This is a genomic window from Limnohabitans sp., assembly GCF_023910625.1.
In the GTDB taxonomy this organism is placed as follows: Bacteria; Pseudomonadota; Gammaproteobacteria; order Burkholderiales; family Burkholderiaceae_C; genus Limnohabitans_A.
The window spans coordinates 1-15,481 of the sequence record NZ_JAAVVW010000001.1 but is presented as its reverse complement, the minus strand read 5'-3'; the positions used below and the strand labels follow the sequence as shown (position 1 = coordinate 15,481).

Sequence of the window (15,481 nt, the reverse complement as noted above, 5' to 3'; positions counted from 1 at the left end):
GGTTTCGACAGCCAGATCCGTTTCAACGCCGCTAACGGTGACCGTAACTCCTCGGGCGCCGTCAATGCCCTGTTTCACACCGCCAACACATATTTGACCGGTGGTTTTGGTACAGCCCGTATTGGTTCCATCGTTGAAGCCGGCACCTGCGGTATGGACCCATGGGCTTGCACCGGCGGTGCTGCTTTGCAAGCTGGCACTGGCATCAGTGCTTTGGGTGGTGCTACATCTGTTAAGCAAGCTGTTCAATACACCACGCCTACTGTGAACGGTTTTAGCGCCAACTACACATCATCATTGTCTGCACGCACTAACGAGCGTCAAACTTTGGGTGTCAACTATGCCAATGGTCCTTTGGCTTTGACAGCTATTAACATCAAAGGCAGTGGCAACTCCACAACTGATGGTGGTACTGCCATCACTGACACGGCTACCAGCCAGCGCGCTATTGGCGCGAGCTACGACTTCGGCGTTGCACGCCTGAGCCTTTTGAACACAGTGACCAAGGCTGTTGGTGGTGCAACATCTAATGATGTCATGTCCATTGGCGCAACAGTGCCCATGGGTGCTTACACCCTGCTGGCTGGTTTCAACAAGGACGACAGGGCTGCAGCCAATGCTGACACCAAGATCGCTGTTGGTGTGAACTACGCTTTGAGCAAGCGCACCACTCTGGGTGCTGACTTGTTCAGAGCCGAAGGCTTGGCTGCCATTGCTCCAAGAACCGGCACCTCTGGCAGTGGCTTTGTGACTCGCATTCGTCACACTTTCTAATTCCCCACTGGCATCCGCCAGTTGAGATTGAGAAAACCAAAAAAACCCACCATGGCAACATGGTGGGTTTTTTTTTACCATTTTCCATGGACAGGATCTGACCTATGCCCAAGTCTGATGTCTGTGCCCTGCGTCGCCACGCCGCCCTTTGGGGCATGGCCTTGCTGGGGCTGCTGCAGTTGAGTGGCTGTGGCACGGTGCCCAAAGAAGCACCTCCAGCCAAGGCGGCTTGTCCAGAGGGGGGTCTGCTGGTGCCCAATGTTGGCGGGGGCAAGACTCGGCCAAGTCGCATTTCTTGTTGGCCATGCCCGCCCAATGGCGTGGCGTGCTGGTGGTGCACGCGCATGGCGGGCCTGCTTTGGGCGAGCCCAAGGCCTCTCGGGCAGACGAAGACATCAAGCGTTGGGCCATCACGTTGACCGAAGGCCACGCTTGGGCTGGATCGGTGTTCAGGCAAGGTGGTTTTGCGGTCACCACAGCAGCTGAAGACACCGAGCGTGTCCGGCGCATCTTGGTGGACCATGTGGCCAAGCCCAGGCGCACATTGCTGCACGGTCAGTCTTGGGTCGCCATGGTGGCCACGTGGACGGCGGAGCTCTACCCCCAATCCTGGGAGGGTATTTGGCTCACCAGCGGCGTGGTGGCCGGGCCCACGACCTGCGATTTCCGCCTTGACTTGCGCGCCATTTACCAGCACCTGTGCCAAAACCCCCCACGCGCCGATGAGCCGCAGTACCCCTTGTCTTTGGGCTTGCCTGCCGACAGCAAAATGACTGCAGCCGAGTTGGCCACGCAGGTCAACGACTGTTTGGGCGTGCGCAAGCCGGCAGCCCAGAGCAAGCCCAAAAAATCAAAACCATCGTGGATGTCCTGAAAATCCCCGAAAACTCGATCGTGGGCCACATCAACTGGGGCACTTTCACCTTGCGCGATGTGGTGGCCAAAAGCGGCGGTGCCAGCCCCTTTGGCAATGACACGGTCAAGTACACGGGCTCAAGCAACGACGCCGCGCTGGATGCGGCTGTGCCTCGCTTCAAAGCCGACGCACAAGCCAGCGCCAGGTTTGAAGCCGATGTGAACCACCAAGGCCGGTTCAAAGTGCCGGTCCTGACCACCCACGGCATTGGCGACTCTACCGTCTTTGTCGAGGGCAGCGACACCCTGCGCCAACGCATGCAAGCGTCTGGCAACGGCGCGCGACTGGTGCAAACCTATGTGAACTCTTCAGAGCACAGCTATCTGGGCGACCCCATCTACCCGCCGCTGTTTGAGGCGTTGTTGGCATGGGTCAATCAGGGCACCAAGCCCACGCCTGCGGGTATTGCCGCAAGGTGTTCAGCCTTGAGGCCTGCGCAAGCGGCTGAGTGCCGGTTTGACACGGCCTACGCGCCGCGCCCTCTGGCCAGCCGCATCGCGCCGCGCTGAACGAGGGCGTCAAGCCTGCTGCAGGGGGTTTCAAGCCCGTGCAGCAGGCGCATCACGACATCACTGCAGCGGTATCCCCGCCTTTTGAATCACGTCGGTCCAGCGTTTGATGTCGGCATCGAGCAGTTGAGCCAATTGGGTGGGGGTGCTGGATTGGGCTTGCACGTTGAAGCCGGCCAGGCGCTGCACCATGTCGGGCATGGCCAGGACCTTCACCAACTCAGCGTTCAGGCGGTTGACCACAGCCGCGGGGGTCTTGCCAGGAGCGGCCAAGGCGTTCCAAGACGACACGTTGAAGTCGCTCAGGCCAGGCAAATCGCGCACCACAGGGGTGTCGGGCAGGTCTTTGGGGCGCTTGGCGCCCATCACGCCCAGCAGGCGCACGGCTTTGGCGTTGATCTGGGGTTTGAGCGGGCCCAAGATTTCGACTGCGACATCGACCTGACCACCGCGCAGGGCGTTGATCACGGCGGGTGTGCCGTTGTACGGAATGATCTGCACAATCAAGTTGGCCTGCGTGCGGAACAACTCACCCGCCAAGTGTTGGGTGCTGCCAATGTTGATGGTGCCCATGTTGAGCTTGCCCGGGTTGGCGCGGCCAAAGCTGACCAAGTCGGCCAAGGTTTTGTGGGGCGAGGACTCGGGCACCACGATGGCGATGTCAAACAGGCCCAACAAAGAAACAGGCGCAAAGTCGGTGCGGGGGTTGAAGGGCAGGGCCTTGAACAAACCCGCACTCACGGCCGTGCCATTGGACATGAGCAACAAGGTGTGGCCATCGGGCTCGGCGCGGGCCACCACTTCTGCCGCCACAATGCCGCCAGCGCCGGGTCGGTTGTCGACCACCACGGCTTGCCCCAAATTGACCGAGAGCTGTTGAGCCACAGCACGCACCGTCAGGTCGGCCACGCCACCTGCTCCAAAAGGCACCACGATGCGCAACGGCTTGGCGGGAAAGCTGCTTTGGGCCCAGGCTGTGTTCAATGCCCCTGCGGATACAAGGGCAGTTTGCATGAGGCGGCGACGATTTAACATCTTGCTTCTTTCTTCAGATTGAAAAAGTCATGATAAACCGCCCTTGTGCACCCGCGCGCGCAGCCTTGTTTGGGGTGTTGGGCTTGTGCATGGGCTTGTCGGCCTGCTCGGTCATGCCGCCCCAGCCCGAAACCCACGGCGGCAGTTCGGCACCCTTGCAGCAATTGCCGCTGCAGTTCAATGCCCATGACAAGTCGCAATGGGAAAAGATGGTCTTGCCCGGCAAGCTGCGCACCGCCTACAAATTGGATAAGCAAGCCCAGGGCTATACCCTGGAGGCGCAGGCCGATTCTTCGGCCAGCATGCTGCGCCAGCGCTTGCACATTGCCCCCGAGCGGCTGGGGCGCTTGTCGTTTGAGTGGCGGGTGGGGCAGTTGATACCGGGAGCCGACATGGTGCAACGTGAAACAGAAGATTCTCCTGTTCGCTTGATTCTGGTGTTTGATGGCGACCGGCAACAATTCACCTCCAAAAATGCCATGCTCAGCGAGCTCACCCAGAGCCTCACGGGCGAGCCCTTGCCCTATGCCACTCTGATGTACGTTTGGTGCAACCAGTGCCCCGCAGAGTCGGTGATCGTCAACCCCCGCACCGACCGCATCCGCAAACTGGCGGTGGAATCTGGCCCCGGTCGGGTCGGCCAATGGCTCACTTACCAGCGCCATATCCGGGCAGATTTTGAAAAAGCCTTTGGCGAGGCCCCCGGCGCCCTGCTGGGCCTGGCCATCATGACCGACACGGACAACACCCGCAGCTTCACGCGGGCGTGGTACGGCCATGTACGGCTGGATTGATGGCACCAGTCCCACGTGCGACAGCGAGATCAGGGGAATTCCCTGACACGGAACGCGGTCCAGATGGTGCATATTTGACCGTTTTTACAACCCATCATGATCAAGGTGACCCAATGAATAATCTGACCCGTTTGTCTGTTCGCCCCACTGGTTTGACCGCTTGCTTGCTTTTGGCGGGCCTGATGACTGTGGGCCTGGTGCAAGCCAAGCCTTTCAAATGGACCAGCGCCAGTGACATCCCGACGCTCGATATCCACTCGCAAAACAATGCCTTGGGCAATGGCGTGCACGCCGCCATCTATGACTCGCTGGTCTATTACAACAGCAAGACCTTCAAGATCGAACCCCGCCTGGCCACGTCCTGGCGCGAGGTGTCGCCCACGCAATACCGATTCAACCTGCGCAAGGGCGTCAAGTTCAGCGACGGCACCGCCTTGACGGCCGACGATGTGGTGTTTTCGCTCGACCGTGCCCGTGCCAAAACCTCCAACTTCAACGTCTACACCCAGGGCATGAGCCGCATCGTCAAGGTCGATGCCAACACGGTCGACGTTATCCTGAGCGGCCCCAATCCGGTCTTGCTCAACCAAATGACCGAGTTGCGGATCATGAGCAAAGCTTGGTCTGAAAAGAACAAGTCCATGGAGCCCAAGGACATCAAGACCAAAGAAGAAAACTTTGCCCATCGCAACGCCATGGGCAGCGGCCCTTACATGGTCAAGGACTGGCAGCCCGACCAGCGCTTGGTGCTGGTGAAAAACCCCGCTTGGTGGGGCTGGTCAGATGCTGCCACCAACGTGACCGAAATCATCTACACGCCCATCAAAAACGAAGCCACCCGCGCTGCCGCCTTGTTGTCGGGCGAGATCGACTTGGTGCTCGACCCCAGCCCGCAAGACTTGGGTCGCATGCGCAACAACGCCAACCTGAAGGTGATCGACGGCATTGAAAACCGCACCATCTTTTTGGGGCTCGACCAGCACCGCGATGAATTGCCCGGCTCCAACGTCAAGGGCAAGAACCCCCTCAAGGACGTGAAGGTGCGCAAGGCGCTGTACCAAGCGATTGACATGGACACCATCCACCGCGTGACCATGCGCGGCTTGTCGCAAACCACGGGTGCTCTGGTCGCCCCGCAGGTCAATGGCTGGACCGAGAGCGTGAACAAGCGCTTCCCCTACTCGCTCGATGCGTCCAAAAAACTCTTGACCGAAGCCGGTTACCCCAACGGCTTTGAGGTGGACTTTGCCTGCCCCAACAACCGCTACATCAACGACGAAGAAATTTGCCAAGCCATCACGGCCATGTGGGCCAAGGTGGGCATCAAAGCCAAACTGCGCACCCTGCCGCTGGTCACTTATTTCCCCATGATCCAGCGCTACGAAGCCAGCATCTACATGCTGGGCTGGGGTGTGCCGACATTTGATGCGCTGTACAGCCTGCAGTCGCTCACCCGCTCGGTGGGCACAGGTGGTGACGGCAACTACAACGTGGGCCGCTACAGCAACCCGCGCATGGACTACATCGTGGACCGCGTGAAGACCGAGACCGATTTGCCGGTGCGCAACCGTTTGTTGACCGAAGGTCTGCAATTGTCCAACGACACGGTGTCGCACATTCCGTTGCACAACCAGGTGATTCCATGGGGCATGAAGAAAAACATTGACGTGGTGCACCGTCCTGACAACCGCCTCGACTGGACTCTGATCAAAGTCAACTGATGCTCGCTTTCATCTTGCAGCGGCTGATCCAGGCCATGATCGTCATGGTCACGGTCGCGTTCATCGCCTTCTTGTTGTTTCAGTATGTGGGGGACCCGGTGGTGTTCTTGCTGGGGCAAGACGCCACCAAAGAGCAGATCGACCTGCTGCGGGCTGACCTGGGCCTGGACCAGCCTTTCTTTGTGCAGTTTGGCCACTTTTTGGTCAACGCGGTGCAAGGCGAGTTTGGTCTCAGCCTGCGGCAAGGCGCCAAGGTCTCGCGCCTGATCGCCGAGCGCTTGCCCGCTACGCTGGAGCTGGCTTTGGTGGCCGCCACCATGGCGCTGGTGATCGGCATCCCCATGGGGGTGTATGCGGCGCTGCGCCGGGGCACCTGGGCCAGCCAGTTCATCATGACGGTGTCGTTGCTGGGCGTGTCCCTGCCCACTTTCCTGATCGGCATTTTGTTGATTCTGGTGTTCGCCGTGATCTTGGGCTGGTTCCCCAGCTTTGGCCGGGGTGAGGTGGTGCAGATGGGCTGGTGGTCAAGCGGGCTGATGACGGCCAAGGGTTGGCACCACATCGTGTTGCCTGCCGTGACGCTGGCGATTTTTCAGCTCACGCTCATCATGCGTCTGGTGCGCGCCGAGATGCTGGAGGTGCTGCGCACCGACTACATCAAGTTCGCCCGTGCCCGTGGCCTGTCCAACCGCGCCATCCACTTTGGTCATGCCCTCAAAAACACGCTGGTGCCGGTCATGACCATCACCGGCTTGCAGTTGGGCGGCTTGATCGCGTTTGCCATCATCACCGAGACGGTGTTCCAGTGGCCTGGCATGGGCTTGCTGTTCATCCAGGCGGTGACCTTTGCCGACATCCCCGTCATGGCCGCTTACCTGTGCCTGATCGCGTTGATTTTTGTGGTCATCAACCTGATTGTTGACCTGCTGTATTTTGTGGTGGACCCGCGCCTGCGCGTGGGCAAGCCCGGAGGCCATTGAACGTGGGCGCTTCACTGCAATCGGTGTTGGGGCGGGGCGCTGCGTTTGCACGCATCGCCCAGTTCCACCCCGAGCTCACCGCCTTCAGGCGCGACCTGCACGCCCACCCCGAGCTGGGCTTTGAAGAGGTGTACACCGCACGGCGAGTGGCCGAAATGCTGCAGGTGTGTGGCGTGGACAGCATCCACACCGGCATCGGCAAAACCGGCGTGGTGGCCTTGGTGCACGGCCAGGGCCGCACGGTGGCCAACCCCGGCCGCATGATCGGCCTGCGCGCCGACATGGATGCGTTGCCCCTGACCGAGCACAACGAATGCACCTGGAAGTCGGGCACGCCCGGCCTCATGCACGGCTGCGGCCACGACGGCCACACCGCCATGCTGATGGGCGCAGCACGTTATTTGGCCGAAACCCGGCGCTTTGATGGCACGGCCGTGCTGATTTTTCAGCCTGGCGAAGAGGGCTATGCAGGCGCTCGCGCCATGATGCAAGACGGCCTGTTTGAGCGCTTTACGTGTGAGCAGGTCTATGCCCAACACAACTCGCCCGAGACGCCCTTGGGCGTGATCGGCATCACCCCCGGCCCCATGCAGGCGGCGGTGGACCGCATTGAGATTTTGATTCGTGGCAAAGGCGGCCATGGCGCACGCCCGCACCAGGCCATCGACCCGGTGCTGGTGGCGGGCCACATCATCACGGCCGCGCAAAGCGTGGTCTCGCGCAACCTGTCGGCGTTTGACCAGGCGGTGGTCAGCATTTGCTCGATGCAAGGCGGCAACCCCGGCGCTATGAGCGTGATTCCCGGCGAGGTGACCTTGGTGGGCACAGTGCGCACTTACAGCGAAAGAGTGCAAGACCAGATCGAAGAGCGTTTGCGTTCTTTGTGCAATGGCATTGCACAAGGCTTTGGCGCGTCGGCCGAATTGCACTACGAACGCACCTACCCTGCCACCGTGAACACCGTGCCCGAAGCCGAATTTGCCTGCAATGTTGCGGCCACCTTGGTGGGTGAAGACAAGGTCTGGCGCGACATGCTGCCCAGCATGGGCGGCGAAGATTTTTCTTTCATGCTGCAAGCTGTGCCCGGTGCTTACATCCGCATCGGTCAAGGCCTGCCGCACGGCCCAGGGCCGCACCCGCTGCACAACAGCCGCTACGATTTCAACGACGACATCCTGCCCTTGGGTGCGGCTTTGCACGCCAGCTTGATCGAGCAGGCTTTGCCACTCCACACTGCCTTGCGCAGTTCATGATTTTTTCAACCCTTTTCACTCACCACTTTTAGGAGTTTTTCATGCGCATGCATTCCTTCAACCGCACATTGACCGCTTTGGCCGTGGTGTCTGCCTTGGCGATGGGCAGCGCCCACGCCGCCACCGTGCGCATTGCCAACCAGGGCGACGCCTTGTCGATGGACCCTCACTCTTTGAATGAATCGCTGCAACTGAGCGTGACCAACAACATCTACGAATCGCTGGTGGGCGTGAGCAAAGACCTGAAGTTCGAAGCAGGCCTGGCCACTTCGTGGAAGCAAACCGCGCCCACGGTGTGGCGCTTTGAGCTGCGCAAGAACGTGCGCTTTCATGATGACTCGCCGTTCACTGCCGATGACGTGGTGTTCTCGCTGAATCGCGCTGCAGGCGAAGGTTCGGACATGCGCAGCAACACCAATGACATCAAGGAAGTGCGCAAGGTGGACAGCCACACCATCGAGATCGAAACCAAGGCCCCTTTCCCGATCTTGCCCAATGTGCTGTCCACCGTCTTCATCATGAGCAAGAAATGGTGTGAAGACAACCAAGCCACACGTCCGGTGGACCGTCGCAAGGGGATTGAAAACGCCGCTTCCTTCCGTGCCAACGGCACTGGCCCCTACCGCCTGCGTGAGCGCCAGCCCAATGTGCGCACCACCTTTGTCCGCAACGGCAGCTACTGGGGCAAGATCGAGGGTAACGTCGACGAAGTCATCTTCTCCGTGATTGCCAACGACCCGACCCGCGTCGCTGCCTTGTTGTCCGGCGAGATCGACATCATGGAGCCCGTGCCGGTGCAAGACGTGCCCCGCATCAACGCCGGTGCCAACACCCGCGCCTTGGTGGCCCCCGAGTTGCGCACCATCTTCTTGGGCATGGACCAAAAGCGTGACGAGCTGCTTTACTCCAGCGTGAAGGGCAAGAACCCCTTCAAGGACAAGCGCGTGCGCCAGGCCTTCTACCAAGCCATCGACATCGAAGGCATCAAGCGCGTGGTCATGCGTGGCGCCTCCAACCCCAGTGCCCTGATGGTCGGCCCTGGCATCAACGGCTTCAACCCCGATCTGAACAAGCGCTTGCCCTTTGATCCCGAAGCCTCCAAAAAGCTGCTGGCCGAAGCGGGTTACCCCACGGGTTTCTCACTGGACATGAACTGCCCCAATGACCGATACGTGAACGACGGCCAGATCTGCGAAGCGGTGGCCGCCAACTTGGCTCGGGTGAACGTCAAAGTGAACCTGAAGGCCGAGACCAAGGGCACCTATTTCCCGAAAATTTTGCGCCGTGATACCAGCTTCTATTTGCTGGGTTGGACCCCCAGCACCTACGACGCCCACAACGCGCTGAATGCCTTGATGCGCTGCGTGGACGACAAAGGTACCGGCCAGTTCAATTTGGGCGCTTATTGCAACCCCAAGGTGGACGAACTGACCGTGAAAATCCAGAGCGAAACCGATCAGACCAAGCGCAATGCCATGATCAAAGAGGCCTTTGAGTTGCACAACGCCGACATCGGCCACTTGCCACTGCACCAGCAGGCACTGGCCTGGGGCACCAGCAAAAGAGTCACCCTGGTGCAGCGCGGTGACAACTCCATGCCGTTCAAATCCATCACCATCAAATAATCCATGAACGCATTGAAACGTTGGCTGAACAGCGACGTCGGTTACAGCTTCCGCCAATCGCCCATGGCGATGGTGGCGGCTGCCATCGCCTTCATTTGTCTTTTTTGTTCGGTCTTTGCCGGCTGGGTGTCGCCCACCAACCCGTTTGACCTGGCCACGCTGGAGTTGAGCGACGCCCGCTTGCCGCCCGCCTGGATGGAGGGCGGCACCACCAAGTTTTTGCTGGGCACCGACGATCAGGGGCGCGACATTTTGTCGGCCCTGATCTATGGTTCGCGCATTTCTTTGATCGTCGGCTTGGCTTCGGTCCTCTTGTCGGTGGTGGTCGGCGTGGGCCTGGGCCTGTTGGCGGGTTTCAAGGGCGGCTGGCTCGACGCTTTGCTCATGCGCCTGTGCGATGTGATGCTGTCCTTCCCGGCCATTTTGGTGGCGCTCTTGATCGCGGGCGTAGGACGTGCCCTTTTTCCCAATGCGCACGAATCGCTGGCCTTTGGTGTGCTGATCATCTCGATCTCGCTGACGGGCTGGGTGCAATACGCCCGCACCGTGCGTGGCACCACTTTGGTAGAGCGCAACAAAGAATACGTGCAGGCCGCCCGCGTGACGGGCGTGGCCCCGTTGCGCATCATGTTCAAGCATGTGCTGCCCAATGTGATGGGTCCGGTCATGGTGTTGGCCACCATCCAGGTGGCCACGGCCATCATCACCGAAGCCACGCTGTCGTTTTTGGGTGTGGGCGCACCCCCCACCTCGCCCTCGCTGGGCACGCTGATTCGCGTGGGCAACGACTATTTGTTCTCGGGCGAGTGGTGGATCACGATTTTCCCGGGCCTGATGCTGGTGCTGATCGCCCTGTCGGTCAACTTGCTGGGTGACTGGTTGCGCGACGCGCTGAATCCGAGATTGCGATGAGTCTTTTACAAGTCAAAAACCTGGTGGTGGAATTCCCCAGCCGCCACGGCACGCTGCGTGCGCTGGACGATATTTCTTTCGACATCGCCCCCGGTGAAATTCTGGGGGTGGTGGGTGAGTCGGGCGCAGGCAAGTCGCTCACGGGCGCGGCCATCATCGGCCTGCTGGAGCCACCAGGCCGTGTGGCCGGGGGGCAAATCCTCCTTGAAGGCCAGCGCATCGATCACCTGAACAACGACGAGATGCGCCACATCCGGGGCCGCAAGATCGGTGCGATTTTTCAGGACCCGCTGACTTCGCTCAACCCGCTGTATTCCATTGGCAGGCAATTGACCGAGACCATTTTGGCCCACCTGCCGGTGACGCCCCAAGAGGCGCGGCAACGGGCCATCCAGCTGCTCAAGGACACCGGCATTTCGGCCGCCGAAGAGCGCATTGACCATTACCCGCACCAGTTTTCCGGCGGCATGCGCCAGCGCGTGGTGATTGCCCTGGCCCTGGCGGCCGAGCCGCAACTCATCGTGGCAGATGAGCCGACCACCGCGCTCGACGTGTCGATCCAGGCGCAGATCATCAGCCTGCTCAAAAAGGTCTGCAAGGACCGGGGTGCAGCCGTGATGCTGATCACGCACGACATGGGCGTGATTGCCGAAACCTGCGATCGCGTGGCGGTGCTTTACGCTGGGCGCGTGGCCGAAATCGGCCCGGTGCACCAGGTCATCAACCACCCGGCCCACCCTTACACCGCAGGCCTGATGGCCTCGATCCCCGACATGGACAGTGACCGCGAACGCCTCAACCAAATTGACGGTGCCATGCCGCGCCTGAACGCCATCCCGCAAGGCTGCGCCTTTAACCCGCGCTGCCCCAAAGCCTTTGACCGCTGTCGCCAGGAGCGGCCCGATTTGGTCCAAGCGGGCGCCAACAGGGCCGCTTGCTGGTTGCACGACGGGAGCGCCGCATGAGTGACAACATGACCAACGCCAAACCCCAGCCCCTGGTCGTGGCGCACGATCTGGCCAAAACTTTTGATGTGTCGGCTCCCTGGCTCAACCGCGTGATCGAGGGCAAACCGCGCCAACTGCTCAATGCCGTGGACGGCGTGAGTTTCAAAATCGAACGCGGCAAAACCCTGGCCCTTGTTGGCGAGTCCGGTTGCGGCAAAAGCACGGTGGCCCGCTTGCTGGTGGGCCTGTACGAGCCCACACGCGGTGGGCTGACCTTTGACGGGCAAGACGCGCACGCCGCCTTCAAGTCGGCCGACGCGCAAAAGATGCGCCAGCGCATCCAGATGATTTTCCAGGACCCCTATGCCAGCCTGAACCCGCGCTGGACGGTGGACGACATCATTGGCGAACCGCTCAAAGAGCATGGCCTGATCAGCGACGCCGAAGAACTCAAAGCCCGCGTGGCCGAGTTGCTCAAGTCAGTGGGCTTGTCGCCGCTCGACATGGTCAAGTACCCGCACCAGTTTTCGGGCGGCCAGCGCCAACGCATCTCCATCGCCCGAGCCCTGGCCACCGCGCCCGAGTTTTTGGTCTGCGACGAGCCGACCTCGGCGCTCGACGTGAGCGTGCAGGCGCAGGTGCTCAACATCATGAAAGACCTGCAGCGCGAGCGGGGCCTGACGTATTTGTTCATCAGCCACAACTTGGCGGTGGTGCGCCATGTGAGCGACCAGGTGGGCGTGATGTATTTGGGCCGCTTGGTGGAGCTGGCCGACAAACACACCTTGTTTGGCAACCCGCAGCATCCTTACACCAAGATGCTGCTGGACGCGATTCCGAAGATGCACGACACCGGCCGCGCCCGCACCCCGGTGCAAGGCGAAGTGCCCAACCCGTTGAACCCGCCCACAGGCTGCACCTTCCACCCCCGCTGCCCGCAGGCCACCGACATCTGCCGTGCAGAGCGCCCCGCTTTGCGCGACTTCAAAGGCATCAAGATCGCTTGTCACGCCGTGGTGTGAGAGGCCATTTGTCTGCATGGGCGATGGATGCACGCCATGACAATCGCCACCGATCTGGGGCAATATGAAATATTGACTTCCCCGATATTTGTTTTTTATTGACTTTCTCGATATACTGAATTTATCGGAGATGCCAATATGCAACAAAAGCTCACCACGGCCCAACAAGTGGGTCATTTGCTGACAGCCAGCCGAAAATCGCAAGCGATGACGCAGTCACAAATGGCTGCGCGTTTGGGCATCAGCCAAGCCCGATTGTCTGAGTTGGAGCAGAGCCCGGGTCGCTTGTCTGTGGACAGGCTTCTCGTGCTGGTCAACGCTTTAGGGCTGGAGTTGATCTTGCGCAGTCCCGCCGATGCGCATGAACACGCTCGCAGTGAGTGGTAAGCCATGGGGCGGCGTTCACACAGCCGTGCGCTGAACATCTGGCTGAATGGGGAGTTGCTGGGCCAGTGGACCTTGCTGGGCAACGGGACGCATGAACTGCTGTATGCCGACAGTTGGTACCGTTCTGCTTCGGTGAGGCCACTCTCCCTGTCTTTGCCTATGACGGGGCAGCCTCTGCGAGGCCGGGTGGTTGAAAATTACTTTGACAATTTATTGCCCGACAGCACGGAGATTCGGCGGCGGGTGCAAACGAACTTCAAAACCGCCAGCACCAGTGCATTTGACCTGCTGGCTGCCATCGGCCGGGACTGCGTGGGCGCTGTGCATTTGCTGCCCATGAACATGGCGCCACTGGGCTGGAACACGACCGAAGCACAGGCGCTCAGCCAGGCAGAGATTGAACAATGGCTGAGCCATGCCGTGACAGCAGGTCACCCGATGGGATCCGATGACGATGAAAATTTCCGGATTTCATTGGCAGGCGCACAAGAAAAAACCGCATTGACTTGGCACCAAGGGCGCTGGTGCAAGCCACATGGCGCGACTCCGACCACGCACATTTTCAAATTGCCCATGGGTCTGGTGGGCCATCGGCAAGCCGACATGACCAGTTCGGTGGAAAACGAGTGGTTGTGCGCCCAACTGGCGAAAGCGATGGGTTTGTCCGTCGCTTCTTGCGAAATGGGACAGTGGGGCGCCCAAAAAGCCTTGGTGGTCGAGCGCTTTGACCGGCGCATGGCCTCAAGTGGTGCCCATTGGTTGCGCTTGCCGCAGGAGGACTTTTGTCAGGCGCTGGGGCTACCCAGCCATTTGAAATATGAAGCCGACGGAGGCCCCGGAATCCGGTCATTGGCAGGGTTGTTGCGCACTTCCAGTCACGCGACAGACGATCTGCGTACCTTGTTTGAGTCGCAGCTGTTTTTCTGGCTGCTGGCAGCCACCGATGGCCATGCCAAAAACTACAGCCTTTCACTTTTGTCCGATGGAGCGTATCGCTTGACGCCGCTTTATGACATTTTGTCTGCGTGGCCCATTGTGGGAACAGAGGCGCAGCAAGTGCCTGATGACAAGTTAAGGATGGCCATGGCCTTGCGCGGTAAACAAGCGCACTACCACGTCAAAACCATTCAGCCTCGTCACTTTCTTGAAACGGCCAAGCGGGAGGGCTACACCGACATGGAGGGCAGCATGCAGAGAATGGCCATGAGGGTCCCTGCAGCATTGGAAGAAACAGCCCGAAAACTGCCAGATGATTTCCCACGCGAATTGTTTGACAAAGTGGCAGGGGGCGTCTTGAAAATGAGCAGGCGACTTCATTCTGGAGACTGATGCCATCCCAACCTGCCAAAGGCATCACGATCGCTTGTCACGCGGTGGTGTGACTTTTTTAAGGACTGATAAATCAATCATTAATGGGATAAAATCCATTAATGCATGAATTTTTAGACTTTAACTTTTCTTCGGCTGATGAAATTTCGCTTGTTTTGGGGCAGCGGTTGAAGCATTTGAGGATTCAAAAAGAGATCGCTCAAGCCGACATGGCGCAACGCATGGGGGTGTCGCGCAGCACGCTCAATACCCTCGAAAATACCGGCAAAGGTTCTGTCACCACTTGGGTCAAATTGGTGCAATGCCTCGGTCAAGAGGCGCAGTTGCAACCGCTCTTCAAACCCGTCATCGCGTCCATCGCTGACATGGCAAAACAGCAAAAACCAGTCCGCCAGCGCGTCACCCGACAACGCATCAGGCCTGGAGCCAAGCCATGAAAACAGTGCAAGTTCATTACCAGGGCTGAGGCGAAGACACCCAAACCCTGCAACGCTTGGCCATGTTGGGCGGCTCTCCACAGGGGGATCGCCCCAAAGTTTTGGTGTTTTACGATCCACAAACAGGCCTCATCAGCACAACGCCCATGCCAACTGGCTCTGGCTGGTTGGTCAAGTTTCAGGCCTTGGGTGAACACAAAGAAGTGTGTGCCATTGAGGCGTTTTATGCACAACTGGCCAGAGCTTGCGGTTTGGATATGCCCAACACCCATGTGTTTGATTTGAGTGCCAAGCAGGCCGCACTGGGCATTGAGCGCTTCGATCTGGCGCAAGGTCAACGCGTCCCGATTCATTCGTTGGCTGGTTTCTTGCACGCCGATTTCAGAATTCCCTCGGCAGTGGACTACACGACTTTTTTAAGGGCCACACGCATGATCACGCGCGATGAGCGCGAGGTCGAAAAAGCTTTTGAGCGTGCGGTCTTCAATGTCTTGTTTCACAACCGTGATGACCATGCGAAAAATCTGGCTTTCCGCCTGAACGCGCAACGCCACTGGAAACTGGCGCCGTGTTTTGACCTCACCTACAGCCGGGGTCCCGGTGGAGAGCACCAGATGGATGTTTGTGGGGAGGGTTTGCACATCCAGCGAAGCCATTTGATGCAATTGGCACAGACCGGCGGTTTGGATGCGCGTTGGGCTGCGCAACGCCTTGACGCCATGCTGGGCGTGGTGGATCAATGGCGCGAGTTGGTCGGTGGATTCGACATTCGGCAGGCCACGGTGCGAACCCTTCAGCAAGCGGTGCAAAAGCAGCGATCACACTTATCGATCCAGACCT

Annotated in this window: 16 protein-coding genes; 15 read left to right on the top strand and 1 reads right to left on the bottom strand. The window is 59.6% G+C overall.

Annotated features, from left to right (window positions below; translation table 11 throughout):
- The 3 genes from HEQ17_RS00080 to HEQ17_RS00070 form a co-directional block, all read left to right on the top strand.
- The coding region (locus HEQ17_RS00080; RefSeq protein ID WP_296290676.1) for a porin at positions 1-774 on the top strand (774 nt) is incomplete at its 5' end.
- A 304-nt stretch (positions 775-1,078) separates the two neighbouring features.
- A complete protein-coding gene (locus tag HEQ17_RS00075) occupies positions 1,079-1,648 on the top strand; it encodes a hypothetical protein (protein ID WP_296290675.1) in 570 nt (189 codons plus the stop codon).
- Positions 1,636-2,199, top strand: a complete 564-nt coding sequence (locus HEQ17_RS00070; protein ID WP_296290674.1) for a hypothetical protein — start codon at positions 1,636-1,638, stop codon at positions 2,197-2,199. The genes HEQ17_RS00075 and HEQ17_RS00070 overlap by 13 nt, the downstream gene beginning before the upstream one ends.
- 60 nt (positions 2,200-2,259) lie before the next feature.
- Here HEQ17_RS00070 and HEQ17_RS00065 read toward each other — a convergent pair whose 3' ends face one another.
- Positions 2,260-3,213 (bottom strand): tripartite tricarboxylate transporter substrate binding protein, encoded by a 954-nt coding sequence (locus tag HEQ17_RS00065; RefSeq protein ID WP_296290673.1) that lies wholly within the window; start codon positions 3,211-3,213, stop codon positions 2,260-2,262.
- A gap of 50 nt (positions 3,214-3,263) precedes the next feature.
- On the opposite strand from HEQ17_RS00065, the gene HEQ17_RS00060 reads away from it, so the two are divergent.
- The 12 genes from HEQ17_RS00060 to HEQ17_RS00005 all read left to right on the top strand — a co-directional run.
- A complete protein-coding gene (locus HEQ17_RS00060) occupies positions 3,264-4,028 on the top strand; it encodes a DUF3047 domain-containing protein (protein WP_296290672.1) in 765 nt (254 codons plus the stop codon).
- A 182-nt stretch (positions 4,029-4,210) separates the two neighbouring features.
- A complete protein-coding gene (locus HEQ17_RS00055) occupies positions 4,211-5,749 on the top strand; it encodes an ABC transporter substrate-binding protein (RefSeq protein ID WP_296290677.1) in 1,539 nt (512 codons plus the stop codon).
- Positions 5,749-6,729, top strand: a complete 981-nt coding sequence (locus HEQ17_RS00050) for an ABC transporter permease (protein WP_296290671.1) — start codon at positions 5,749-5,751, stop codon at positions 6,727-6,729. Before HEQ17_RS00055 ends, HEQ17_RS00050 begins: the two co-directional genes overlap by 1 nt.
- Before the next feature lie 2 nt (positions 6,730-6,731).
- Entirely contained in the window at positions 6,732-7,982 is a 1,251-nt protein-coding gene (locus HEQ17_RS00045) for a M20 aminoacylase family protein (protein ID WP_296290670.1), read from the top strand.
- A gap of 41 nt (positions 7,983-8,023) precedes the next feature.
- Positions 8,024-9,607 (top strand): ABC transporter substrate-binding protein, encoded by a 1,584-nt coding sequence (locus HEQ17_RS00040; RefSeq protein ID WP_296290669.1) that lies wholly within the window; start codon positions 8,024-8,026, stop codon positions 9,605-9,607.
- Positions 9,608-9,610: 3 nt separating this feature from the next.
- Positions 9,611-10,519 (top strand): ABC transporter permease, encoded by a 909-nt coding sequence (locus tag HEQ17_RS00035; RefSeq protein WP_296290668.1) that lies wholly within the window; start codon positions 9,611-9,613, stop codon positions 10,517-10,519.
- Positions 10,516-11,484 carry an ABC transporter ATP-binding protein gene (locus HEQ17_RS00030; protein ID WP_296290667.1) on the top strand — a complete coding sequence of 323 codons (969 nt, stop codon included), beginning with the start codon at positions 10,516-10,518 and terminating at the stop codon, positions 11,482-11,484. The genes HEQ17_RS00035 and HEQ17_RS00030 overlap by 4 nt, the downstream gene beginning before the upstream one ends.
- A complete protein-coding gene (locus HEQ17_RS00025) occupies positions 11,481-12,488 on the top strand; it encodes an ABC transporter ATP-binding protein (protein ID WP_296290666.1) in 1,008 nt (335 codons plus the stop codon). The genes HEQ17_RS00030 and HEQ17_RS00025 overlap by 4 nt, the downstream gene beginning before the upstream one ends.
- 138 nt (positions 12,489-12,626) lie before the next feature.
- Positions 12,627-12,875, top strand: coding sequence for a helix-turn-helix transcriptional regulator (locus tag HEQ17_RS00020; RefSeq protein ID WP_296290665.1), 249 nt, complete (start codon positions 12,627-12,629; stop codon positions 12,873-12,875).
- A 3-nt stretch (positions 12,876-12,878) separates the two neighbouring features.
- Positions 12,879-14,204 (top strand): type II toxin-antitoxin system HipA family toxin, encoded by a 1,326-nt coding sequence (locus tag HEQ17_RS00015; RefSeq protein ID WP_296290664.1) that lies wholly within the window; start codon positions 12,879-12,881, stop codon positions 14,202-14,204.
- Positions 14,205-14,305: 101 nt separating this feature from the next.
- Positions 14,306-14,641, top strand: a complete 336-nt coding sequence (locus HEQ17_RS15945; protein WP_366937992.1) for a helix-turn-helix transcriptional regulator — start codon at positions 14,306-14,308, stop codon at positions 14,639-14,641.
- Positions 14,642-14,703: 62 nt separating this feature from the next.
- Positions 14,704-15,481, top strand: a 778-nt coding sequence (locus tag HEQ17_RS00005) for a type II toxin-antitoxin system HipA family toxin (protein ID WP_296290663.1), incomplete at its 3' end; no start/stop codon positions are given.

What these genes read in the sequence shown, in the direction of transcription:
- HEQ17_RS00025 (WP_296290666.1), top strand. Translation starts at nt 11,481, where the DNA reads ATGAGTGACAACATGACCAACGCCAAACCCCAGCCCCTGGTCGTGGCG.
- HEQ17_RS00015 (WP_296290664.1), top strand. Translation starts at nt 12,879, where the DNA reads ATGGGGCGGCGTTCACACAGCCGTGCGCTGAACATCTGGCTGAATGGG.
- HEQ17_RS00050 (WP_296290671.1), top strand. Translation starts at nt 5,749, where the DNA reads ATGCTCGCTTTCATCTTGCAGCGGCTGATCCAGGCCATGATCGTCATG.
- HEQ17_RS00065 (WP_296290673.1), bottom strand. Translation starts at nt 3,213, where the DNA reads ATGCAAACTGCCCTTGTATCCGCAGGGGCATTGAACACAGCCTGGGCC.
- HEQ17_RS00020 (WP_296290665.1), top strand. Translation starts at nt 12,627, where the DNA reads ATGCAACAAAAGCTCACCACGGCCCAACAAGTGGGTCATTTGCTGACA.
- HEQ17_RS00035 (WP_296290668.1), top strand. Translation starts at nt 9,611, where the DNA reads ATGAACGCATTGAAACGTTGGCTGAACAGCGACGTCGGTTACAGCTTC.
- HEQ17_RS15945 (WP_366937992.1), top strand. Translation starts at nt 14,306, where the DNA reads ATGCATGAATTTTTAGACTTTAACTTTTCTTCGGCTGATGAAATTTCG.
- HEQ17_RS00075 (WP_296290675.1), top strand. Translation starts at nt 1,079, where the DNA reads ATGCCCGCCCAATGGCGTGGCGTGCTGGTGGTGCACGCGCATGGCGGG.
- HEQ17_RS00060 (WP_296290672.1), top strand. Translation starts at nt 3,264, where the DNA reads ATGATAAACCGCCCTTGTGCACCCGCGCGCGCAGCCTTGTTTGGGGTG.
- HEQ17_RS00030 (WP_296290667.1), top strand. Translation starts at nt 10,516, where the DNA reads ATGAGTCTTTTACAAGTCAAAAACCTGGTGGTGGAATTCCCCAGCCGC.
- HEQ17_RS00055 (WP_296290677.1), top strand. Translation starts at nt 4,211, where the DNA reads ATGACTGTGGGCCTGGTGCAAGCCAAGCCTTTCAAATGGACCAGCGCC.
- HEQ17_RS00040 (WP_296290669.1), top strand. Translation starts at nt 8,024, where the DNA reads ATGCGCATGCATTCCTTCAACCGCACATTGACCGCTTTGGCCGTGGTG.